A 24213-nucleotide genomic window follows, 5' to 3' on the forward strand; every position below is an offset into this window, starting at 1 on the left:
ACTCCTTTCTAAGGTCTCAGGTACGACAGGAATTCAAAGAACTCCACAGGGTTGCGTATGGTATCGCCCACATGCAGCTGGAAGTGCAGGTGCGGGCCGGTAGACAGGCCGGTAGATCCCACATAGCCGATCACATCGCCGGCACTCACCGGGTCGCCCTGGCGGTAGTTGCCGAACGCCGACATGTGCGCATACATCGTGCAGACCGGCTCGCCGTTGTAATCACCGTGATAGACCACAATGTAATTGCCGAAACCGTTGGGCATTTGGGCAATGAAGAGGACAACGCCATCTGTGGCCGCCAGAATTGGGGTCCCTGACGGCGCTGCAAAATCAATGCCTGTATGCCATGGATCCGACGCAAAATCTCTTGGCCCGTAATGGCTTGACATATTGGGGTTCGTGTAGCCCTGCAGTGGGAAGGTATGCGTACCGCCTGGGTCATACTCCATCCCGTCGATCATGTCCTTCAGCTGTTGGAGGGCATTGGCGATATTGGCGCCGACTGTCCCGCCTTGGATTGCATCGGTATAATAGCCGCCCTCGACATACATGCCAAAGTAAGTATCACTGGCTGAGCCAAACAGATCAGCCAGGTAGTTGGCCATTTCCGCAGCGCGGTCAATCTGTTCCTGATCTGCGTTCAGCTTATCGGCATAAAAGCTGATACCTTTGTCCTTGAGATCGTAGGTGTACTTGATGTTGATAACGGCTATGGTAATTTCATATTCCGTCCCATCCGCATGATACCTCGTTTCTGTTCTGGTAGTCACTCCGCCGTATGTGATGCTGTAAAGGTCATGGATAATAAACTCGTTCCAAATACCATCCCATTTTCGGCCGATCCAATCTGTAAATTGACCGTAAAGGCCGCCGGTGATTTCGTTGGCAAACAGTTCAAACAAGGCGGTAAACCAGTTTTTCTTTTGGGTGTCGATCAGGCTCAGAACCAGATTGATATTGGATGAAGCTGATTCCAGGTACTCATCTGAGCCCCGCAAAAAAGCGACGCTATGGGTGAACTCATATTTATCATAGCTGCCGTCGTTCATAACGCTGCGGATGGCGTTCTGATCTTCTTCCTGCATAGAAATATGAGGATAAGCATCAGGCGGCGCTGCCAAAGAGGAAAGGCCGCCCGATTCTGCCTCGTTGAAAATCTTTTTTCCTTCATCTACCGCTTCATCCATCGCCCTTTGAATATCTTTTTGATATTCATCTGAGATGTGCTCATAGTAGGTATTATAAGTTTTTTCCAGCAGCTCCCGGTCATTTAGGGCGTTGCTGTTATCATAAAGGAAGGACGGCTGCATCATGAAGAAGCTCAGAAAGACTGCCACAACGGCGATAGCCATCCCAATAAATTTGAGAATCGGGACGAGCAGCGCGCCAGCCACCGCACCGGCGGCGGTTCCGGCTGGGCCAGCTGCGGATCCAGCAGCAGCACCGGCTGCGGCGCCACCTGCAGCGCCTCCCGCTGCCCCACCTGCAGCTGCACCCCCAGCGGCAGCGCCGCCTTCTGCGGCAGCTCCAGCCGCCCCTGCGCCAGCTTCGGCGCCTGTACCACTGGAAGCAGCTGTGGCTCCAGAACCGCTGGCTCCGCCGCCTGCTGCCGCTCCTTCTGCCCCAGAGCCAGCGGCGGATCCCGTGCCGGGTGAACCCATATATTCAGGACCGCCGCCAGACCCGGTAAAATTGCCGTCTGAGCCTCCTGGTGCATTGGATTGGTTTACAGTACCCCCAGGATCAAACGAGCCTCCAGGGCTATTCTGCGGGAAATCTGAATGTCCTGCGTCCGTGTTCCCGGGTGAATCGGAACCCGATGGCCCCTCACTGTCAGAAGACGGGCTATCCTGCGGCGCGGAGGGAGGGTCGCTGGGTGCAGCGGCTGGATCCCCTCCAGAATGCCGCCTGGAGGGAAGGCCTTTGATCGCACGGCCAGCAAGGTCTGCCCCTGTATTAAGGCCGTCCTCCATTTCATCGGAGGTTCTTCTCTCATCGTCGCTCATCTACTCTCTCCCTTCTCCAGTTGTATAGCCATGGTCATTTCCGGCGCTTTCCGCGAGGCGTGGAAGTCCTGGCCTCACGCCGCATCTGATCAACACGGCTGCTGGACATGGTGGAAACGTCCTTCTCTACCGGATTGCTGACATCGACAAAGCGGGCCAGGTTTTCTCGGGCCTGCTTGACCTGAGCGGAATTGTTCGGATCCACTGTGGCGCCCATCTGAGCATAGGTCTGGGTATGGCCATAAGGAACAGTTGTAGCGTCGGTCGGGCCGGCTGTCTTCGGGATAACATAGAAGCCAGTTTCGCCGCTTCCATCGCCGATCCTGCCAACCGACTGGCTGGTATCGAATTCCATTGCCCCAGGGACTCCAGCTGCAACGGCCTGTTTCTGGGATTCTACAGCGTTGTCATGTACCATCTGGAAAGCGGTGGAATTGCCGTCTGCATCCGTATAGACGCCGGTAGCAACGCCGCCTTCCACGCTGTCAAAGGTGACAGAGGAGCCGTCCGTGAAGTTCTGGCCGGAAATGAAGGAGGCGCCATCCGGCTCCTCGGCATAGTTGAAGTCCTTCAGATTCTCGTTGCCAAAGGCAGTGACGCCATTCATAGCGGCAGCGGCCTCAGCTCCCTTGTAAGAGGAGATAGGCATACTCTTGCCATCCGGTGTGGTAAACCGCTCTGCGCTGGTCGCGGCGGCTCTGACACCATTTGCGGTATTGGAATACTGATGGATGGCGCCCATCGGCTTCCCGCTGCCGTGGAATTTGTCCGCAAACTCGTTCTGTTGGCCTGCAGAAGCCAGAACGCCGCCATCCACAAAGTCCATTTTGGATCCTGTGCCCTTGATGCCATTGGTCCCACCAATGCCGTTTTCGCTGTTTGGATTGGTCTTATGCCGCAGCGCATCGTCGATCTCCTGTTGTCCCTTCATCACCTGGGAAGAAGGGCTGCCCTCCTGACGAAGCAGATCGCCGGATTTGAGCGGCGTCTCGGCGTTCACACGGCGCCCAGGGGCGTCCTGATCGGCCTTTGTGCCGTCCTTGCGGCGGNTATTGGGGTTCGTGTAGCCCTGCAGTGGGAAGGTATGCGTACCGCCTGGGTCATACTCCATCCCGTCGATCATGTCCTTCAGCTGTTGGAGGGCATTGGCGATATTGGCGCCGACTGTCCCGCCTTGGATTGCATCGGTATAATAGCCGCCCTCGACATACATGCCAAAGTAAGTATCACTGGCTGAGCCAAACAGATCAGCCAGGTAGTTGGCCATTTCCGCAGCGCGGTCAATCTGTTCCTGATCTGCGTTCAGCTTATCGGCATAAAAGCTGATACCTTTGTCCTTGAGATCGTAGGTGTACTTGATGTTGATAACGGCTATGGTAATTTCATATTCCGTCCCATCCGCATGATACCTCGTTTCTGTTCTGGTAGTCACTCCGCCGTATGTGATGCTGTAAAGGTCATGGATAATAAACTCGTTCCAAATACCATCCCATTTTCGGCCGATCCAATCTGTAAATTGACCGTAAAGGCCGCCGGTGATTTCGTTGGCAAACAGTTCAAACAAGGCGGTAAACCAGTTTTTCTTTTGGGTGTCGATCAGGCTCAGAACCAGATTGATATTGGATGAAGCTGATTCCAGGTACTCATCTGAGCCCCGCAAAAAAGCGACGCTATGGGTGAACTCATATTTATCATAGCTGCCGTCGTTCATAACGCTGCGGATGGCGTTCTGATCTTCTTCCTGCATAGAAATATGAGGATAAGCATCAGGCGGCGCTGCCAAAGAGGAAAGGCCGCCCGATTCTGCCTCGTTGAAAATCTTTTTTCCTTCATCTACCGCTTCATCCATCGCCCTTTGAATATCTTTTTGATATTCATCTGAGATGTGCTCATAGTAGGTATTATAAGTTTTTTCCAGCAGCTCCCGGTCATTTAGGGCGTTGCTGTTATCATAAAGGAAGGACGGCTGCATCATGAAGAAGCTCAGAAAGACTGCCACAACGGCGATAGCCATCCCAATAAATTTGAGAATCGGGACGAGCAGCGCGCCAGCCACCGCACCGGCGGCGGTTCCGGCTGGGCCAGCTGCGGATCCAGCAGCAGCACCGGCTGCGGCGCCACCTGCAGCGCCTCCCGCTGCCCCACCTGCAGCTGCACCCCCAGCGGCAGCGCCGCCTTCTGCGGCAGCTCCAGCCGCCCCTGCGCCAGCTTCGGCGCCTGTACCACTGGAAGCAGCTGTGGCTCCAGAACCGCTGGCTCCGCCGCCTGCTGCCGCTCCTTCTGCCCCAGAGCCAGCGGCGGATCCCGTGCCGGGTGAACCCATATATTCAGGACCGCCGCCAGACCCGGTAAAATTGCCGTCTGAGCCTCCTGGTGCATTGGATTGGTTTACAGTACCCCCAGGATCAAACGAGCCTCCAGGGCTATTCTGCGGGAAATCTGAATGTCCTGCGTCCGTGTTCCCGGGTGAATCGGAACCCGATGGCCCCTCACTGTCAGAAGACGGGCTATCCTGCGGCGCGGAGGGAGGGTCGCTGGGTGCAGCGGCTGGATCCCCTCCAGAATGCCGCCTGGAGGGAAGGCCTTTGATCGCACGGCCAGCAAGGTCTGCCCCTGTATTAAGGCCGTCCTCCATTTCATCGGAGGTTCTTCTCTCATCGTCGCTCATCTACTCTCTCCCTTCTCCAGTTGTATAGCCATGGTCATTTCCGGCGCTTTCCGCGAGGCGTGGAAGTCCTGGCCTCACGCCGCATCTGATCAACACGGCTGCTGGACATGGTGGAAACGTCCTTCTCTACCGGATTGCTGACATCGACAAAGCGGGCCAGGTTTTCTCGGGCCTGCTTGACCTGAGCGGAATTGTTCGGATCCACTGTGGCGCCCATCTGAGCATAGGTCTGGGTATGGCCATAAGGAACAGTTGTAGCGTCGGTCGGGCCGGCTGTCTTCGGGATAACATAGAAGCCAGTTTCGCCGCTTCCATCGCCGATCCTGCCAACCGACTGGCTGGTATCGAATTCCATTGCCCCAGGGACTCCAGCTGCAACGGCCTGTTTCTGGGATTCTACAGCGTTGTCATGTACCATCTGGAAAGCGGTGGAATTGCCGTCTGCATCCGTATAGACGCCGGTAGCAACGCCGCCTTCCACGCTGTCAAAGGTGACAGAGGAGCCGTCCGTGAAGTTCTGGCCGGAAATGAAGGAGGCGCCATCCGGCTCCTCGGCATAGTTGAAGTCCTTCAGATTCTCGTTGCCAAAGGCAGTGACGCCATTCATAGCGGCAGCGGCCTCAGCTCCCTTGTAAGAGGAGATAGGCATACTCTTGCCATCCGGTGTGGTAAACCGCTCTGCGCTGGTCGCGGCGGCTCTGACACCATTTGCGGTATTGGAATACTGATGGATGGCGCCCATCGGCTTCCCGCTGCCGTGGAATTTGTCCGCAAACTCGTTCTGTTGGCCTGCAGAAGCCAGAACGCCGCCATCCACAAAGTCCATTTTGGATCCTGTGCCCTTGATGCCATTGGTCCCACCAATGCCGTTTTCGCTGTTTGGATTGGTCTTATGCCGCAGCGCATCGTCGATCTCCTGTTGTCCCTTCATCACCTGGGAAGAAGGGCTGCCCTCCTGACGAAGCAGATCGCCGGATTTGAGCGGCGTCTCGGCGTTCACACGGCGCCCAGGGGCGTCCTGATCGGCCTTTGTGCCGTCCTTGCGGCGGTTGGTTTCCATGCCGCCTATAGTAGAATCCCCGGTGTTCCTGGCCTGGCCGGTAAGGTCGGAAAATGCCGTGGCAGCCGCCGCCTTCATCCCGGCGAAAGTGCCAAGTCCCCCCGCCGCCTTGCCGGCCGCTGCCGCATGGCCGATTGCGCTTCCTACGGTCTGCATAGACCGTGCGCTGTTGATGAGCCGGCTGATACCGCCAATGGCGCCGTCCAGTAAGCCGGAGCCTGTGTGTGCGGTATTTAAGCCAAGAATGCGCAGCAGCGTATCGACTCGGGAAGCAAAGTTGAGAAAAGCAAAGCCAAAGAACAGCATGGAGATGGTCGGGACAAATGTGCCGTTTGCGTTAATCCCCAGCAGGTTTTGCGTAAATACCTGGCAATAGCTCAGGAAAGCGCGGGCGCAGAAAGTATTCAGCAAGATGAGGAAGCTCTGGCCAAAGAACGCACGGAACCAGGTCCCGGCAATATCCCGGGAAGATTTGAAAGCCGCTGTAGAAATGAAACAGGGCCCGACCAGGCAGATAAAGCAGAAAACGATGTAACGCTCCACCATTTCTACCAGCAGTTTGATAAACTTCCAGCCCAGCAGGATTACGCAGATGATATAAACGATGATGAGCAGCCCCGAGGTCGCTGTCAGATCCGCAATCAGACCTGTCACCAGGTTGGAGGCAAATCCCTCAACAGAAAACTCTCCAGTACCCAGAGGCAGGTCGTTCATGTAATCCAAAGCGATCTGGAAAAACCGGATGATCAGATCCAGGATTTCTGTCAGGTTAACAACTGCGATCCATGTGATCGCCACTTTCCCGATAATGTGCAGCGGGTTCTCATATTCCACCCCAAAGGGTGCTGCAACCCCCTTTATTCCGTTCCAGATCAGCCCGCCTGTGAGGAAGGCGAGTCCCAGGGCTACGAAAACATCCATGGCGTTTTCCGCAAATGGGAACACTGCCAAAAAGGTGCTCATGTCATAGCCGACGGAATTCAGCATACTTGTCACAGCTGAATCCACCAGGTTGATGGCAAAGCCCAGCACGAAACTGACGATGCCCATCAAAATTCCCATGTAATTTCTCCTTTCTGTGCGCATATAACAAGGTATGTGCGCACAGAAAGGGCCTTGTGCGTACAGGTCGGAATTTATACGCACAAGGCCAAAGTTATGCGCACATATTGTGGCATAGTGCCGGTTGAAGCCAGCAAAAGGCTGCGGTTAAATCTTGCTTCCTCTGCCCATCCGATGGCTGTCCTTGTAGTCCGAGCCTGTGGTATAGGAGCCGAGGAACTGGGAGCGGATACCGGGCACCAGCGCAATCGTTGCGATAATGGCGATCAGGCAGCACTTCATGCCAAAGTGCATTGGGGTCCGGCCCAGCAGGGCGGCGATCACGCCCTCTTTTGGCAGGATCTCCCCCAGACCAGCCGAAAAGGCGACAGCGCCGATCAGCAGCGCCGCAACGCCCACGGCAATGACGATGAGAACCGACTTTTTCATATCTTTCATAGAGATGACCTCTTTCTTTGTAAAATAACACCCTTGGGAGGAAGGGTGCGAAAAGCAGGGAAGTGCAGCGAGAGCAGGCTCTATTGGCGCTCTCGTTACGGCTTGCTTTTAGGGATTGGTGCCGGATGTGCCAGTGCCGCCAGTGCCGAATACCTGAGCAATCGTATCCAGGACAACAGGCATCAGCTGGAAGAAGATGAAGGCGATGATGACGGCCTTCAGTGCGGATACCATCGTCGAGGTGGCCTTGGGACCCATCAGGGAGCCAAGCAGGATGCCGAGAATACAGATGACGACCGCAAAGGTAGCGACCGTCAGGACCAGATCCTGGGCGTCGGTGAGCAGCGTGCTGAACGCCTGGCTCAGCCGCTGGAACAGCGGGGTCGCCGCAAAGACGACGCTCATATTCATGAGGACGGCAAATGCGGAAACAGCCCCGACAGCACCTGCGACCCCAGGGCGGGAAACAGGCTGGATGGTGGCGCCGATAAAAGTGCGCAGATCGGCTCTGGCATCAGCCATATACTGCTTTACAGCAGCAGGTTTAACCATTGTGGATTCCTCCTTTGCATTTCAGTGTGGTTATGTGAACTTGGGGGTGTGGTTCATCGCCCTCCCACCGCGTATGAGCAATCATACCCCTATGCAGGAACGTCTCATCAGAGAGACGCCCCTGCATAGGGACACAATCGTGTCCCTATGGAAAAACCGGCAGGGTTTCCCCTACCGGTTCAGATGATGGGTTATATGAGGTTTAGGTTTTTCGATCAGTCTTCCAGGTACTTGAGGTACTCGGGATACTGCTCGAAGAAGTTCGGGCCGCCGGTCTGAGGCAGCTTCTTGCCGCCATGACCGCCGTCGCTGGAACCGCTGCCCTTATAGACTACGGTGATCCAGCTGTCGCGGTCGTAGGTCCACTCATGGCCCTTGCGGCCGCCGACATCGGTGGTGTTGACGATCTGGGTGCCAGCATCGAGATCATCGTTGACCTTGACTTTGATATACGGGTCGGTGTCAGCGGCAAAGCCGGCGTCAACCGTACCGAACTCCAGCTTGAAGTCGGTAACGTATTCATTCGAGGCAAGGCCCAGGGCATCGCCGGTCAGGTCAATCGTGTACTCTACGTTGGTATGCAGGCCGCGCTCAATACGCCGCCAGCCGGACTTCTTATTGGTCTTGATGTAAACATCATAGGTGCCGCGCTGGTTCCAGGTGCCGGTGTTCAGCGACTGGATGCGAACCTCTTCCGGCAGGTTGTCACGCCAGTAGAAGTCGTCCAGCGAGCAGTTGGACTTGTTGGCGATGTCGCTGAAGGTGTAACGGATCACTTCGTTGGACATGGTTTCAGCAACGCCGCGCTTCTCCACGGAAACCTCAATGTCGATGGGGGTATTCTCTACCCGGAATCTTACGAGGTCGCCGTGGGTCTTGATTTCAGCGTAGAAGGGTTTGCCGTCGGTGAAGTAATACCGCGGGGCCTCGACCTCCTTGATGATGTACTTGCCCAGAGGCAGGTCATCGGAGGTGGCGATGCCGCGGCCGTCAGTCTCGATCTTATCGACCAGGTTCAGATCCTCATCGTAGATCTCGAAGACAGCGCCGCTCAGGCCGTCGCCCTTCTTGTCGCCAGTTACTTCATTCTTGCCATTGGAAACCTTGACGATCTGGATGTTGCCGACCTGCAGCTCATTCTCGATCTCGATCTCGGTAGTAGTACCGCTCTTGACCGTGATGGTGCGGACTGTCTCATCCAGCACATACCCCTCGGGCGCCTTGATTTCTTTCAGTTTGTATTTTCCTGCCTGCAGGCTGGTGCCAAAGACGATCAAACCGTTCTGGTCGGTGGTGTACTCGCCCAGGAGGTTGTCGCGGCTGTCATACAGCAGGAAGGTTGCGCCATACAGCGGCTTGCCGGTGTCGGCATCCACCTTGATGATGCGCAGCGTACCAAGGGCGGTGTTCTTCCACTCAACGGTGGTGGTCTTGCCGCCTACCAGTTCGATCTCACGCACGGTGTTGTCCAGCACATATCCGGCCGGCGCCTTCTGCTCCTGCAGATAGTAGGTGCCGCTGGGCAGACCCTGAACAAAGATCTCGCCCAGGTTGTTGGTGGTATAGGTGCCGATCTCCAGGCGGTCATGGTCATACAGCTTGAAGACCGCGCCCTCCAGGGGATCGCGGGTCTCGGAGTCAATCTTCAGCAGCCGCAGGTCGCTGTACGGGGTATTGAAGACTTCCAGCGTGTTGAGCTTTCCGCCCTCGACCTCGATGTACCGCGGGGTAGAATCCAGGATATAGCCGTCGGCCGCCTTGGTTTCTGTGATGACGTAATGGCCAGGGGTCAGGTCAGCAATGAAGAAGGTTCCGTTCTCACTGGTCGTATAGGTGCCAAGATCCTTCTTCCCGCCGTTCTCCAGCAGGGTGACATTGAATCTGGCGCCGCCGACCGGCAGGCCGGTGATCTCATCCTTCTTGATGAGCTGGAGGCCGGGCTTCGAGGTGTTGAACAGCTCGATCTGGGTCAGCTCACCAGGCTTCAGGGTGACATTGTGCGGGGTTACATCCAGCACATAGCCATCCGGCGCCTGGATCTCAGTGACTACGACGGTTCCTTCTGTCAGGCCGTCATCGGAATCAAGGGTAATCAGGCCGTTGACGTTGGTTGTGTACTCCCCGATGAACTCGCCGTTGGCGTAGGCAATCTTGAAACGGGCGCCTACCAGCGGTTCGCGGGTGTCGGCATCCAGCTTGAGAATCTGCAGGCCAGGCCGTGCGTAGTTGACAAACTCGACGGTGGCCGGCTTGCCGGATTTGACCTCGATGTTGACAGGAGTTTCAGACAGGATGTACCCATCCGGGGCCTGGATCTCCTCGACGACGTACCAGCCGGGTTCAGCATAAGGGATGATGGCATAGCCAGTGCGTCCAGTCTCGACCTCACCGACCATTGCGCCGTTCATGGTCGTAACCTTGAACTTGGCGCCGGCCAGCGGGTTGCCGTCCTGGTCTACCTTGGCAATGTAGATGGGGCTCTTGGGCGTATCCGTGAAGGTTACTTCATAAGCCTCACCATACTCAATGGTGACTTCCTGGGTGGGTGCATCAATGTTGTACCCATCCGGGGCCTTGATCTCTGTGATGAGATACCGGCCCGGGTCGATCTGCTCCAGCCGGACGATACCATCTGCATCGGAGGTATACTCACCGATGAACTCGGTGCCGTTATCGGTTTTCTTCTCGATACGGAAGGTGGCGTTGGCCAGAGGGGTCTGGGTTACGCTGTCCAGTTTGTAAATCGTCAGCGAAGGTTTGGCCTCGTTGAAAAGCTCGACAACGGCGGTTTTGCCTTCCTCCAGCATCACATTATGTGGTGTGGTGTCGAGTAGGTAGCCCTCCGGCGCCTTGGTCTCAACGATGGTGTACCAGCCGGCGTTCAGGCCCGTCACCAGGGCGGTGCCGTCTTCACCGGTGGTCACATCCCGGTACTGTTGGCCGTCCTCCCACGAAATGCGGAAGGTAGCTCCGGGGAGGGGATCGCCGGTCTGCTTGTCCTTTTTGACGATCTGGATACCGGGATGCTCGAAGTTCTCGACAGTGATCGTATGGGTGCGGCATTCCTTCAGGACGATCTCCTGGCGGTAGCCGGAGTTGATATAGCCTTCAGGCGGGTCTATTTCCTCTACGATATATGTCGTGTCGATTTCCAGGTTTTCCAGCAGCGCTGTACCGTCTTCACCGGTGGTGATGTCCCAATACTGGCCGGTACGGCTGTTGGTAATGCGGAAGCTCGCACCTTCCAGCTTGAGGGTCGGATCAAGGCCATCCACCTTGATGATCTCAATGGCGGGCTTCTTCTTGTTGACAAAGGTAACGGTGTACTCCTTGTTGTCATCCGTCTCATAGATCCGGATCTGCTTGATGGGATTTTCGTCCAGCAGATACCCCTCCGGGGCCTGGATTTCCTCGATCACGTAAGTATCATCCGTCAGATTGCCGCGGTAGATCAGGCCGTTTTCATCGGTGGTTTCAGAGAGCAGCACCTCGCCGGAGCCACGGCGCAGTTCAAAGACTGCACCAGCCAGCGGCTGCCCGTTCTCGTCTACCTTCTTGATGAAGAGGCCGTCCTTCTTATAGTCGTTGACCTCAATGGTCACGACCTCGCCGGACTGCAGGGTAACAGGCTGAACCTCATCATTGAGGTTGTATCCGGCCGGCGCACGGGTTTCCTGCACGGCATAGCTGCCGGCGGGAAGGTTCTCAAATCGGGCTTCGCCGTTTTCGTCCGTGATCTTTACAAGGTCAACGTCGGTTGCGCCTTCATCGACGCCGCCGAGGTCGGTGCTCCACAGATGGATGGACGCACCGGCAAGGGCGGCACCGGTATTGGCGTCGCGCTTGATGACGATGATGTCGCCGGTAACGCGGTCGTTCACAAAGGTCACTGTGACCTCGCGATCACCCTCAACGAAATCAGCGAACTCCTCTACCTGCGGATCACTGGTAGTGGTCGCGGTGGAGGTATTCTCCTCGATCGTGCCGTCCTCATGTACGACTGTGACGGTTGTGGTTGTGACCGTAACCGTCCAAGTCTCCACATGGGTGACGCGGGTGTAGGTCGGATGAACGGTAACAGTCTGAGGAGTGGGATCCAGCTCGTAATAACGAGGGGCCTTTGTTTCCTCGACCGTTACCTTAACGGGGCCGTGGTCATCCTGGGGGTTGGTCCAGGTGAAGACCTTGGCGCCATTGTCGATCTCAACGCCTTCATGAACCTCTGTATCACCATTGGAGAATTCAAGTGTTACCTTAAATTCAGCACCGTCCAGGCTGTTGCCGTCCTGGTCTTCCTTGCGGATGGTGATCTGACCAATAGCGTCCGAATACTCGTAGGTCTTGGACTGATGAACCTCGGTCTCTGTTTCGGTTTCTGTGGTTTCCTCGCCTTCATCGCCGCCTCCAGGGCTATCGCTCTTGGTGTTGCGGAACTCGACTTCGGCAGGATTTTCAGGTTTATTATCCTCTGTTACCGTTACTTTCTGACTGCTTGGATCTGCAAGCTCATATCCTGCGGGCGGGGCAGTTTCAGTTACAGTATATTCGCCTGTTGCAAGCACACCAACAAGAAGTTCACCTTGAGAGTTGGTTTTAAGGCCAGTTTTGTTAAATCCATCCGGCCCAGTCACACTGAAAGTAGCACCAGAAAGGACCGCACTTCCATCTTCATTTTTCTTAATAATCTTTATAGCATAGGGGTTTTCTGTTATATCATCATCTGTCGTATACACTAGGATGTTCTGAGTATGCGGAGAATCCGTATTATGATATACCCAGTATCTGATGCCGCTGGTATCAAGGCCGGACTGCAGAAAATCATCGCTGGCACCAGAATTACCCCAGGATGTAACCGTACTACCCAGTAAATCTGCCCAAATAAAGGACTGCGCTGCTATATAGTCAGAATTGGTTTTACCGGATGCCTCGTAACTGGCAATAACTTGTTTGATATATTCATCGTTACCTTCGCCATCCAGCACATAGGTCCCTCCTGGCTGATTGGCATTGAATTCAGCGCAAAAGGCGGTATCGCCGTCGTAGGTAATCTTTTGGATCTGTGCATAATAGTACACACCACCAATCGTGACAGAGGCTGTACCGTCGCCGGTCGCCCAATCAAGAGTGGTAAATGATACTTTCCCAGACCCTCCTTCGTCTCCTGCGCCAAAGGGTTGTATCATGTGAGCCTGTGCTGCTGCAGCAGCATTGAGATTGGCTGCCCAAGGCAACTCAATCAAGCCGTCAGCGTTTTCCGATGTATTTTCATCAGCAGGTGTATCGTCAACTGATGGCAAATTATCAGAATCCAAGGACCCATCAACATTTGAAGTTTCCTCGTCATTCTCACTGTCATCCAGTTGCTCGTTATCCTCCGATTCACCGCTTTCTTCTGGTGAAAAATTGGGATCTTCGCCTTCTGGTTGCCCATTTTGTCCACTATTTCCAGGCTCGTCCTCTTCCGGCGGAGTAACAGAATCTTCGTCATTCGACTGCTCTCCATCTTCTGGCGGAGTCTCAGAATCTCCATCTTCCGGTGAAGTTTCGTCTGAAGTATTGGAACCACCAAGACCAATGTTATCCCAGCCGCTTCCAGTGACGCCGGAAACAGGGTCGTCAATCAAAGATGCGCTGGTAAGCGAATCGTTGACTCCTGTTCCTGCGGCGTAGGTAGTCACCGGGAATGATCCAAGCGTCATAACAGCAGCAAGCAATAGCGCAATCACTCTACCGGCTGTCTTTGGCTTTCTGGCCATCTGCAATTTCCTCCTTTTCTGTTTTTAGGCATAAAAAAATAAGGGGACTTCTCAAATGAGAAGTCCCCTTATTAGGCTTATCCCACCCTGGTGGTGGGCGGCACCAAATCATAACGCATCAACTCCCTCAAATTATCGCAAAATGATATGAAAAAAGCACCTGCCAAGAGGTGCTTTTTATCCGTATAGCTTTTTAAGCGTTGGCATCCCAAAGGATGAATTCCAGCACCCAATAAATGGTCCCACTTTCTTCATAGACGCCTACGCCAAGACAATTACCGTAATTAGAATAATCAGTCAGCATGGCAGATCTATGACCGGGTGAAGCCATCCAATCGCTGACAACTTTTTCAGGGGTATTCTGTCCCTTTGCAATGTTTTCAGCAAAAGTATAATGACTATACTCCATGATAGAGCCATTCGGGCTTTCATGAGAAAACTTTTCAGCAAGTTCTTCTGCTCTAATCTGAGCATATTCCATAGCGGTACTGTCTGAAACACATTCAGGTACTCCAGCTTTTTCTCTTTCTTCATTCACAAGCTGAAATACCTCTTCACGAAATTTCTCAATATCAATTTCGCTAGAGCTCGATCCGACATAATTAGAAGAGTTGGAGCCGGAGGAATTGGAACTGGAAGAATTACTGCCACCCTCCACACCGCGGTACTCATTGAAGGCACTAACGAACCAACTGAACTGAACGTCCGACTCGGCCATGCCCAATCCATTGGCCCGAAGCAACTGAGTCACAACATCGGAAGGAACCATGCCTACGACATTGCTACCGGCATCGCGCAGTACATAACCGGCTTTGCCATTATAGGATTCACCCAGACAAGTAGTTGCGGGAGTTTCCCAGTCATAAACCTCAATGTTGTAGCCGGACATTGGTCCCTTGCCGCTGCTGGTATTGCTGGTCTGGGTAGTGGCAGGTGGAGTAGAGGTGCTCTGGTTCTGACTGGAAGAATTGTTCTGGCTCTGGCCGCTGGTAGCCGACTGCTGTACCTGGCTGGATGCAGGCTGGGAGGTAGTGGTATCGGCCGCAGGCTGGCTTGCGGTGGAGCTGCCAGTATCAGCAGCGCTGCTGCTGGTATTATCGGCAGCCGGATCAGAGGTTTCAGTTTCAGCATCACTGCTGGTGTCGTCTTCTACCTCCAGATCAGAAGTTTCCGGCTCGCTGACCTGCTCACTCACGCTGCTATCGGGTTCACTGGAGCTGCCGCCGTCGGTCGGCTCTTCAGAACAAGCGGTCATGCTCAGCACCATTGCCATAGCCAGCATGGCGACCAGCATCCTCTTGTTATTCTTTTTCATTTCTCATCCCTCTTTCTATGGATTTAAAGGTTTATTGCTCTATCATAAGGGTTTCAACCCCTTACACTCCCTATATAGTAGCTTTTTTGAAAATTACGACCGTAATTTTTCCACAAAAAAGCCCACAAACGCGCATCACAAAGCCATTTTCCGAGAATTTCAAATTTTTTTATGCGCAGATAATCACACTCTTTTGTGGAACATTTGCATATATTTCGCAAATTTATATGCAGATACTCCACAAGCCTCCGCTTTTGTTGCACACCCCTTTGACACTGGCAACGCGAAAAAGGTTTTATCGTATTGGAATTTTGTGCAAATATCCAATACGATACTACCACACGCTTGCCTTCTTGTCCATATTCAACGAGCACCCCTTCAAACAGGCCCCGTGCGGTGCCTCTGAGGGCCGTGCGCTCCTAAGAAGGGGTAAGAGGCTTGCTTACAGCCTGCGAAGCAGGAGCGGCCTTCTGGCGGCCTCAGCGTTGATTCTCGAAAGAGTATAAGGCAGGGGGAATCCTCACGACACCACCTGAAGCTGCCGCTGAGTAGTTACGCCCAGCAGATAGTCGGTACTGCAGCCAAAGTGCTTCGCCAGCTTGATGACCGACTTGATGTCAGGATTGGAGCGGCGGCTCTTCCAGGCGTAAATGGAGGCAGGGCTTTTCTGGATAACGAGGGCAATGCTGTTCACATCCTCGTTGTTGTATGCCATCAGGCGGGTCAGCCGCACCACAAAATCATCGTCTTCCTTGTCGTTGATGCAGTAGTCAGCGTCGTCTTCTGTGAGATCCATCCCCATGAGATAGTCGGTGGTGACACTGAAGATTTTCGCCATCCGCAGGACTTCGGCACAGCTGGGCGGGAGTTTTCCGGCCTCGATCTGCTCGTATTTGTTGCGGCTGATCTTCAGGAGATAAGCGCAATCCTGCGAAGAATAATGGAATTTCTTTCTCAGCTCTTCCAACCTTTTGCATACAAACATAGTCTATTGACTCCTTTCATTGACCCCCGCGCTATGTTAGGCTACCAGGTTCATAATGGACTTCCGCACATAGGAAGGCAAAATCCGAATGTTCGACAGGTTATCCGCCATCTGTGTGACCATTTCGAACAACACCTGGGGATTCCGGCCGATGGCAGCCTCCAGTTTCAGGCGGAGAGCGGTACGCTCGTAAGCCTGTGCGCCCACCTTGACATAATCCGATTTGCCGTAGAGGAGGGAAACCAACTGGCGCCCCACTTCATTGACGATTTTCCGGCAGCCGTCCAGATAGGCAGTCTCTTCCTCTTGGGTAAGACCAGGGTTCAGGATCCTCTTGAGGATCAGCGTGCCCTGGCAGCCGTTCCAGATTCGCTCGTACTGGATCAGTTCCATAACCGCTTCTTTCGGAGTGGCGGGGTGTGGGATTTCAGAAACCTCGCGCGCGCGTGCGCGGATGTTACTTATCCTATCCCTATCTTCGTTAGAAGATAGGATTTGTTTATTATGTGGATTGTTATTATTATTAGGATGACGCAAGATTCCTGACGATGATTTTTGCGACATTGCTTCATGCAGTGATTTTTGCGACATAGCATCATCAAGGTGCAGTGATTTTTGCGACATGGCGGTGGAAAAGTCTGTGGAATCCTGATTTTCCACTGTGCAGTGATTTTTGCGACATGGGTCGTTTTTACGGCTTACCGACGTACTTTTCCGAATCTCTTTCGGGTCGATACTTGGGTCCACGCCGACAACAGTATTGAGCACATAGGTCGAGGACGAGAACCGCCCCTTCTCATCGGTTCCGCGAATCGGGGTGATATATCCCAGTTCTACCAGCAGCTTGTAGTGCTGATAGTATTTCTGAGAGTTGATTCCAAGCTCATACAGGATGGTACTTCTCTTTGGGCAGGCCGTATTACTGGCTCCAGCATAGGAGCACAGATAGGCGTAAATTCCTTTTGCCGCCACCGTGAGCCGCGCATCCAGCATGGCAAATTTGGGGACATTTCCCCATCCCTTTGATTCGAGATTCATTATCTGACCATCTTTGCCTTGGATGGCGAGCAGAATCTCATACACATTGCCTGCAGCCGTCCGATGGCGGGCGAGGTACTTCGCTTCCAACAGGCAGTTCAGGTATTTTGTGAACGTATTTTTTGCCAGGTGAAGATCCTCCATGATCTTGTCCCGGCTTGGGAAAGCAGTGGTCCCCCCGCCGGCATAAGAACAAAAATACGCATACAGGGCTTTGGCCGTCAAGGGCAGTTTAGGATCCCTCATGACATGTTTATAGATCTCACCATAACCCTTTTCTTTAACTCCTGCGACAATCAGCTTGTCTTCCATTTGGTTGTCCTCCGTCTTTGTCCGTTTCTGGCGGAACAATTTCGAGGATGCCGGTTGGCAATGAGATGACCGTCCCATCGACGCGCAGCACCGTAATTGTCCCTTTTTTGGTTTCTCTAAGCACTTCTCCGCAGCGGCCTTTTTCAATGGCCATCAGGCCACCCCCCGTAGTGACCAGTACATCTTCACACATACGAGCCATTATCTTCCCACGAGCCATAAAGCCGCCTCCTTTTCGGTGTTTGTTTTCCTTTTATGCAACAAAAAAGCCCCACTGAGTTTATCTGTGAGGACAAAATAGGGGGAAGCGGAGGAATCGAACCTCCGGTGATGCTCCAGCCTTCCCATATATGCCGGGTGAATATCCCGGCATTTTGAAGAAAGTTGCCGTCTTCGTTTATAAATTTTATTCCGCTTCTTGGGTCTCTACTTCGATGCCCTGTACGCACAGCCGCTTGGTAAGGTCGTGGTTGACGCAGGTGATCAGGGTGATCCGGTTGTCCTCCGTGCGGTCCAGCATACTCCAGTCGGTTTCATCAATCTCCTTGCTGATAGAAACCTCATAAGTGCGGGTGCCGAGGGCGGTGGTCAGGATGATCTCATCGCCGGGCTGGAGCTTATAGAGATCCTGGAAGTAGGTATTGACGCCGGTGTTATGGCCAGCCAGGCCAACATTTCCATCCCAACTGGAGGTTTCAGCGAAGTGGGCGACGCCGTTGACCATTGCCTCCAGCTCATTGTTTTCCGCCTCATAGATCGGTACGGTCAGGCCGATGGCCGGGATCGAAAGCTGCCCCAGGCTGCCGTCCTCCAGCTGGACAGCGGAGGGCAGCGTAAAGTTATCCGATCCTGTAACCTCGTTGTCAGCCCAGACTTCATCCGGCGACAGCTCCGTGCGGATGCCGTCCGCACTGCCGTCTCCCTGCGCGGACATGCCGATCGTTACTTCACCATCTTCGGCGGTGACAAAATCCGCTTCATCCAGATTGATCTCCTTTTCCAGTTCTTCCTGGGTGACGGAAGGCGTCATATCCAGCGTATCGGAGCCCTCCTCATCAGTGGAGCAGCCCGTCAGGGCAACTAACATGGAAAAAGCCAGAATCAGGATCAGGCCGGCTGAAAGCGGCATCCAGGCCCGTTTTGTTTCCATAAGCGTTCCTCCTTTTTATGGGATTTCTACCGGCGGCTTGGAGTCGTCAGCTTTGCGGCGGCTCCGCCAGGCGGCAAGTGCCGGGATGACGATGATCCCGCGCATCACCAGAACCGCAGCCGCAGCTGCCAGCGCCAATAGACCCAGGCCGGCAAAGACGCCCGCCCAGGGGAATGTGCCAACGCCGCGATAGACGATAGAGCAAATCATGTCGCCGTCCGTGACCTTCTTGACGGTTCCGGTATAGTAGGCGGTGCTGGTATAGCTGGTGGCCCGGGTGCCATAGCCGGTTCCGGTGTAGGTAGCATAGGCGGTGTACGATCCGGGGATCAGGTCATCCGCACGCTGTACAGGGCTCTGAAGCTCCCATTCGGCACCCTGCAGTGTCAGGCCGTTCATCTCCTTATCGAGGTAGGCGTAGTCGTTATCAGACAGGTTGTTGACCTCGATCGTTTTGCGGATGGGGTAGGAATAGCTCTCGGTGTCGGTGGCCTCGGTGGAAATGGAATCATAATCCAGAGTCAGGGTGCCGGAGAAACCGCCTTCGTTATAGTCCATCAGCGGTTCCAGGGCGGCGCGGATAGATTCCTCATCGTCATCCTCGGTGGTGACGGTGATCGGCTCGGCGATTGTCTTTTCCTCTACGATCTGCTCCGGCTCGTCCATCAAGATTTCGGTCTTGGTATACTTATAGCCATTCTCCTCCCAGTCTGTTTCCACCAGAACAGATGGGTCTACATTGACCGGAATGCGGAAAGACTTGATAACAATGGGGTCGCCGTTCTGCTCATCATATTGGATCTGGAATGGGTAATAGCCGGTCCGTGATACAGTGGTGTTTTCATCGGAGCTGCTTTCCTCCGTTTCTTCAGGCACCGACTCCGATTCCTCATTCTCGGTATCCTCCGCCGTGTACCCCATCACTCCGTCTGTGACCGTCACGGCCACGCTTGAATCCTCGGAGTCCGCTGCATACGAAACGAGCTGTGTTGGGCTGGAAATGGGGGAGACAGGCTGGGCGCTGGCTGGTACTGTCATAGATGCCGCGATCACCGCGGCACACAGCACCTTGAGCGTATAGCTTTTCATGCTCTCAAACCTCCTTACTGTTTTCTGTGCTTCATTTTCATCTGCTGGCTATGGGCCGCGGCAGATCGTGAGAACCATCTTCGACGCCTCCTTTTATTCTCAAAATTGATGCAACTTCGTAACAAAATTGTTGTTTATCTGCATGGGCTTGGTGGCTATAATAAAAAAAGCAGCAAAGCAAAATGCTCTGCTGCTTACCCGTTTACCTTTCTTATGTTGCGTGGCGGGATTAAAAAAAATACCATGTTCAATCACTGAAAGACTGTGGTTGCGGTGAAACAACGGGCTTTTTTTGTGCTAAACGGTGAATACAAAACCTGTTATTTGCACTAAAGCATGTGAAAAATAGACAAAACACATGCCTCATAACCCGAAGGTCGTAGGTTCAAATCCTGCCTCCGCAACCAGCAGTGTGTGCATCGGTTTCGATGCACACACTTTTTTGTGCCCGGATTTCCAAGTCACAGACAATATGGATGCTCAATGTAGCCGTCGGGGGCCGTCATTTTTCACACCACCAGGCTGAACAGGCTCAGCTGAAACATATAGTGAGAAACAGCCTGCTGGATAATTCCGGCAGACTGTTTTATTGAGAAAGGATAAACCCCTTGTGAAGCCTCTCCCAAGAGAGGAGATGCTGCATTTTCCACCTAGCCCCGGCAAGCCGCCAAGATATAATCGGTGAAATAGGGGCGGGGGGCGTAGCTGTTTTCTGGGTAATGGCTGGCGATTACCGTCACCAGATCCAGTTCTGGCACCACAAAAATATATTGTCCCCACGCGCCAAAGGCGTAGTAGGTGTCATACCTTCCCTCGCCGAAGGAGCGGATCCACCACTGGTAGCCGTAGGAGCCGGTCCCGTCCCCGGCGCCGTTGTTTTGGGCGGTAGTGGACTCTTCCAGCCACCACTGGGGGATGATCTGCTCCCCGTTCCAAAGGCCGCCTTCCAGATATAGCTGTCCAAATCGGGCGGCATCCCGGGCGGTCATGGAGATCCCATTGCCTCCGTCCACAATACCCTGAGGATCGGTCCCCCACTGGACGCTCTCTATGCCCAGAGGATCAAAGAGCACCTGTTTGGCGTAGTCCAGCATATTCATTCCAGTGGCCTGTTGGAGGACAGCCGCCAACAGGTGGGTGTTGCCGGTGCTGTAGTTGAACTGCTTGCCGGGTTGGGCAACCAAATTCCGTTCTAAAATATATTCCACCCAGTTGGGGGAAGACTGGAATTCTATCCAATTGCTGGCGCCTCCGCCCCACTCGTACCACTCCAGCCCGGAGGTATGGGTCAGCAGATGGCGCAGGGTGATCTGCCCCTTGCCTTGGTCCCCTAGCTCCCGCACCTGGGGCAGGTATTCGGACAGCAGGTCGTCCACCCCGCCCAAGAGCCCCTCTTGGATTGCTATGCCCACAAGGGCCCCAGTAAAGGATTTGGAACAGGAGTGCAGCGGGAAAACGCTGGTTTCATCATAACCCGTTTGATAAAATTCATCCACAATGACCCCATCTTTGGCTGTGACCATAGCATAGACCGACGAGTCCGCCAGCGCCTCGTGAAGCAGTTGGAGCCGCTGCGGGTCCATATCGTGGTTTTCCGGCAGGTCAAATTCCCAGCGGCCGTTCTCTTCCGGCGAAGATTCCTCCTGGGAAGAAGAGTCTCCGCCATGGGAGTCCCCCTCTCCACCCTGCGGCTGGGAACAGCCTGCCAGCAGGAAAAGCAACGCGCACAAAACACACAGCCATTTTTTCATCGTCATCGCAACCCCTTTTTCTTAGCTTTAATATGGTTATTTTACAGATTAGAGCCAGCTCTAAGGCAAGTGAATTTTTTGTGAACCCCAGCCAAATTCCTGACCGCTCTTGAGATTGCCGCCTTATATTCCCGCGGGCAGGGGAGAGCTGCCCGGCGCCTCCCGTTGTGGGATGGGCGGATTTGTGCTACAATAACCGCAGAGCGGTTATTGGGGAAGAAATCCCTTTCAGGCGAAGCGCCTTGCGGCAAGGCGGCCCCTGGTGGAACAGGGCCGGCGCGGCGCTGTTTACAGATCCCAAAGATGGGGAAAGATCGAAGAAAAGGGCCCGGGTAGACCCGGGCCGGTTAGGTGAACGAAGGTTATGAAGAGATTGGCCGTTGGCATCCTGGCCCATGTGGACGCGGGGAAAACCACCTTGTCGGAGGGGCTCCTCTACCGCAGTGGGGCGCTGAAAAAATTGGGCCGGGTGGATCATAAAAACGCATTTTTGGACACCGATGCCCTGGAGCGGGAGCGGGGGATCACCATCTTTTCCAAGCAGGCGGTACTGCCGCTGCAAACGGCGGAGATCACCCTGCTGGACACTCCGGGGCATGTGGATTTTTCCACCGAGATGGAGCGCACCCTCCAGGTATTGGACTATGCTATTTTGGTCATCAGCGGTTCCGACGGGGTACAGGGACACACCCAGACCTTGTGGGACCTGCTGGTACGCTACCAGGTGCCCACTTTTTTGTTTGTCAATAAAATGGACCTGGCGGGGACTGACCGGGAGGCCCTTCTTTCCCAGCTGAAACGGCGCTTGGGGGAGGGGTGCGTGGACTTCGGCCTGGAAGGGGACGCCTTGTGGGAGGCTGTCGCCCTCTGCGATGAGGATGCCCTCGCCCAATATCTGGAAGAGGGCCAGGTGGGGAAAGAGGCCATCCGCTCCCTGCTCGCGCGGCGCAGGCTGTTCCCCTGTTACTTTGGCTCTGCCCTCAAGCTGGAGGGGGTGGATGAATTCCTCGCCGGGCTGGAGGAATACACCCAGTCCCCGGCCTACCCCACCGAGTTTGGAGCGCGGGTCTATAAAATTTCCCGGGACGCCCAGGGGAACCGCCTCACCCACATGAAGGTCACCGGGGGGAGCCTAAAGGTGAAGGCCCTGCTCACCGGCGGGGAAGGCTGGGAGGAGAAGGTGGATCAGGTTCGCCTCTACTCCGGCGCCAAATACCAGATGGTGGAGGAGGCCCTGGCGGGGACAGTCTGCGCGGTGACCGGCCTTAGCAAGACCTATCCCGGTGAAGGGCTGGGCTGGGAGGAAGGGGGGAAAGCCCCGCTTCTGGAGCCGGTGCTCACCTACCAGTTGCTGCTCCCCGAGGGGATGGACCCCCACACAGCCCTGCAAAAGCTCTCTCAGCTGGAGGAGGAGGAGCCCCAGCTGCGCCTTTCCTGGAACGAGGCCCTAGGGGAGATCCACCTCCAGCTGATGGGGGAGGTCCAGATGGAGGTGCTCCAGCGTTTGATCGGGGAGCGGTTTGGCCTTCCTGTCTCCTTCGGCCCTGGGAACATCGTCTACCGGGAGACCATCGCCCGCCCGGTGGAAGGGGTGGGCCACTTTGAACCCCTGCGCCATTACGCCGAAGTCCACCTGCTTTTGGAGCCGGGGGAGCGGGGCAGCGGCCTCCAGTTTGCCTCTGTGTGCAGCGAAGATGTGCTGGACCGCGGCTGGCAGAGGCTGGTTTTAACCCATTTGGAGGAGAAAACCCACCTGGGGGTGCTCACTGGCTCCCCCATCACCGATATGAAAATCACCCTGATCGCCGGACGGGGCCACGAAAAGCACACCGAGGGCGGGGATTTCCGCCAGGCCACCTACCGGGCGGTGCGCCAGGGGCTGATGAGCACCGAAAGCGTCCTCTTGGAGCCTTGGTACCGGTTCCGGCTGGAGATCCCCGCCGAATCCCTGGGCCGGGCCATGTCAGACATCCAGCGGATGGCCGGGGAGGCGGACCCGCCGGAGACCCTGGGGGAGGCCGCCCTTCTGACCGGTATCGCGCCGGTGGCGGGCTTTCAGGGCTACGCCATGGAGGTCGCCTCCTACACGCGGGGCCGGGGGAAGCTGACCTGCGTCCCGGCAGGGTACCTGCCCTGCCACAACCAGCAGGAGGTCATAGAGGCTGTCGGATACGACCCGGAGCGGGATCTGGACAACCCGCCGGATTCGGTGTTTTGCAGCCATGGGGCGGGCTTTGTGGTCAAGTGGGACCAGGTTCGGGAACACATGCATGTCCACACCGGGTTTTCCGTGTCTCAGGATCCGGAACCGGTTTCCCAGCCCGTCCCGTCCGCTCCATCTGCACCTGCCGCCACCATCTTTGAGCTGGACAAGGAACTCCAGGCCATCTATGAGCGCACCTATGGCCCCATCAAGCGAAAGGACATCCTCCCCCGGGGGGAGCGGGGACAAAACCCTTGGGACCGGCGGGAGACGGCACCTCAAGAAGGGGGGCGGGAGTACCTCCTGGTGGACGGGTACAACATCATCTTCGCCTGGGAAGAACTGAAAAAAGTCGCCCAGGACAACCTGGATACCGCCCGCCAGCTGCTGATGAACCTGCTGAGCAACTACCAGGGGTACCGGCAGTGCGAGGTCATCCTGGTGTTCGACGCCTACAAAGTCCCCGGAAACCCCGGGGAGGTGAGCCGGTTCCACAACATCTATGTGGTCTACACCAAGGAGGCGGAAACCGCCGACGCCTACATCGAAAAAGCCACCTATGAGATCGGCAAGCGCCACAAGGTGCGGGTTGCCACCTCGGACAACTTGGAACAGCTGATCATACTGGGCCATGGGGCCATCCGGGTGTCAGCCGACCTGTTCCGGGCGGAGGTGGAACAGGTTGGGGAGCAGATTTCCACCATCCTGACCAAAGCTGCCCGCAGCGGGAAAAACCTGGCGGTCAAGGACGCCCTGGACCGGGCGATGGGCGGCGCCAACACAAAAAAATAACCCCGGTTGGGGAAAAGAGAAAGGGGGAGCGCA

The 24213-nt window shown here is 55.1% G+C and carries 13 protein-coding genes; 1 reads left to right on the forward strand and 12 read right to left on the reverse strand.

Annotated features, from left to right (window positions below; all coding sequences use genetic code 11):
* Nucleotides 1–8: 8 nt before the first annotated feature.
* The 12 genes from BQ5353_RS08305 to BQ5353_RS08395 form a co-directional block, all read right to left on the reverse strand.
* On the reverse strand, nt 9–2009 hold the full coding sequence (locus tag BQ5353_RS08305; protein ID WP_154667587.1) for a peptidoglycan DD-metalloendopeptidase family protein: 2001 nt from the start codon (nt 2007–2009) through the stop codon (nt 9–11).
* A 2702-nt stretch (nt 2010–4711) separates the two neighbouring features.
* A complete protein-coding gene (locus BQ5353_RS08335; RefSeq protein WP_071427833.1) occupies nt 4712–6799 on the reverse strand; it encodes a hypothetical protein in 2088 nt (695 codons plus the stop codon).
* 147 nt (nt 6800–6946) lie between these two features.
* Nucleotides 6947–7237: a hypothetical protein gene (locus BQ5353_RS08340; RefSeq protein WP_071427835.1), complete on the reverse strand. Its 291-nt coding sequence runs from the start codon at nt 7235–7237 to the stop codon at nt 6947–6949.
* 108 nt (nt 7238–7345) lie between these two features.
* Entirely contained in the window at nt 7346–7789 is a 444-nt protein-coding gene (locus BQ5353_RS08345; RefSeq protein WP_071427838.1) for a hypothetical protein, read from the reverse strand.
* A 215-nt stretch (nt 7790–8004) separates the two neighbouring features.
* On the reverse strand, nt 8005–13545 hold the full coding sequence (locus tag BQ5353_RS08350; RefSeq protein ID WP_143117202.1) for a SpaA isopeptide-forming pilin-related protein: 5541 nt from the start codon (nt 13543–13545) through the stop codon (nt 8005–8007).
* A 193-nt stretch (nt 13546–13738) separates the two neighbouring features.
* Entirely contained in the window at nt 13739–14860 is a 1122-nt protein-coding gene (locus BQ5353_RS08365; RefSeq protein ID WP_071427846.1) for a CAP domain-containing protein, read from the reverse strand.
* 520 nt (nt 14861–15380) lie between these two features.
* Nucleotides 15381–15845: a helix-turn-helix domain-containing protein gene (locus BQ5353_RS08370; protein WP_071427848.1), complete on the reverse strand. Its 465-nt coding sequence runs from the start codon at nt 15843–15845 to the stop codon at nt 15381–15383.
* 36 nt (nt 15846–15881) lie between these two features.
* Entirely contained in the window at nt 15882–17195 is a 1314-nt protein-coding gene (locus BQ5353_RS08375; protein WP_071427849.1) for a helix-turn-helix domain-containing protein, read from the reverse strand.
* The gene (locus tag BQ5353_RS13075; RefSeq protein WP_071427851.1) at nt 17164–17415 is read right to left on the reverse strand and encodes a hypothetical protein; all 252 of its coding nucleotides are present in this window, start codon (nt 17413–17415) and stop codon (nt 17164–17166) included. Before BQ5353_RS13075 ends, BQ5353_RS08375 begins: the two co-directional genes overlap by 32 nt.
* Before the next feature lie 186 nt (nt 17416–17601).
* Nucleotides 17602–18345, reverse strand: a complete 744-nt coding sequence (locus BQ5353_RS08385) for a class D sortase (protein ID WP_071427852.1) — start codon at nt 18343–18345, stop codon at nt 17602–17604.
* A 15-nt stretch (nt 18346–18360) separates the two neighbouring features.
* Entirely contained in the window at nt 18361–19434 is a 1074-nt protein-coding gene (locus BQ5353_RS08390; protein ID WP_071427854.1) for a hypothetical protein, read from the reverse strand.
* A gap of 650 nt (nt 19435–20084) precedes the next feature.
* On the reverse strand, nt 20085–21185 hold the full coding sequence (locus BQ5353_RS08395) for a serine hydrolase domain-containing protein (RefSeq protein ID WP_054331433.1): 1101 nt from the start codon (nt 21183–21185) through the stop codon (nt 20085–20087).
* Nucleotides 21186–21549: 364 nt separating this feature from the next.
* Here BQ5353_RS08395 and BQ5353_RS08400 point away from each other — a divergent pair, with 364 nt between their 5' ends.
* Entirely contained in the window at nt 21550–24180 is a 2631-nt protein-coding gene (locus BQ5353_RS08400) for a translation factor GTPase family protein (RefSeq protein WP_071427856.1), read from the forward strand.
* Nucleotides 24181–24213: the final 33 nt, after the last annotated feature.

This window comes from Merdimmobilis hominis, from assembly GCF_900104615.1.
GTDB classification, from domain to species: domain Bacteria; phylum Bacillota; class Clostridia; order Oscillospirales; family Ruminococcaceae; genus Merdimmobilis; species Merdimmobilis hominis.

What these genes read in the sequence shown, in the direction of transcription:
- BQ5353_RS08305 (WP_154667587.1), bottom strand. Translation starts at nt 2,009, where the DNA reads ATGAGCGACGATGAGAGAAGAACCTCCGATGAAATGGAGGACGGCCTT.
- BQ5353_RS08335 (WP_071427833.1), bottom strand. Translation starts at nt 6,799, where the DNA reads ATGGGAATTTTGATGGGCATCGTCAGTTTCGTGCTGGGCTTTGCCATC.
- BQ5353_RS08340 (WP_071427835.1), bottom strand. Translation starts at nt 7,237, where the DNA reads ATGAAAGATATGAAAAAGTCGGTTCTCATCGTCATTGCCGTGGGCGTT.
- BQ5353_RS08345 (WP_071427838.1), bottom strand. Translation starts at nt 7,789, where the DNA reads ATGGTTAAACCTGCTGCTGTAAAGCAGTATATGGCTGATGCCAGAGCC.
- BQ5353_RS08350 (WP_143117202.1), bottom strand. Translation starts at nt 13,545, where the DNA reads ATGGCCAGAAAGCCAAAGACAGCCGGTAGAGTGATTGCGCTATTGCTT.
- BQ5353_RS08365 (WP_071427846.1), bottom strand. Translation starts at nt 14,860, where the DNA reads ATGAAAAAGAATAACAAGAGGATGCTGGTCGCCATGCTGGCTATGGCA.
- BQ5353_RS08370 (WP_071427848.1), bottom strand. Translation starts at nt 15,845, where the DNA reads ATGTTTGTATGCAAAAGGTTGGAAGAGCTGAGAAAGAAATTCCATTAT.
- BQ5353_RS08375 (WP_071427849.1), bottom strand. Translation starts at nt 17,195, where the DNA reads ATGGAAGACAAGCTGATTGTCGCAGGAGTTAAAGAAAAGGGTTATGGT.
- BQ5353_RS13075 (WP_071427851.1), bottom strand. Translation starts at nt 17,415, where the DNA reads ATGGCTCGTGGGAAGATAATGGCTCGTATGTGTGAAGATGTACTGGTC.
- BQ5353_RS08385 (WP_071427852.1), bottom strand. Translation starts at nt 18,345, where the DNA reads ATGGAAACAAAACGGGCCTGGATGCCGCTTTCAGCCGGCCTGATCCTG.
- BQ5353_RS08390 (WP_071427854.1), bottom strand. Translation starts at nt 19,434, where the DNA reads ATGAAAAGCTATACGCTCAAGGTGCTGTGTGCCGCGGTGATCGCGGCA.
- BQ5353_RS08395 (WP_054331433.1), bottom strand. Translation starts at nt 21,185, where the DNA reads ATGAAAAAATGGCTGTGTGTTTTGTGCGCGTTGCTTTTCCTGCTGGCA.
- BQ5353_RS08400 (WP_071427856.1), top strand. Translation starts at nt 21,550, where the DNA reads ATGAAGAGATTGGCCGTTGGCATCCTGGCCCATGTGGACGCGGGGAAA.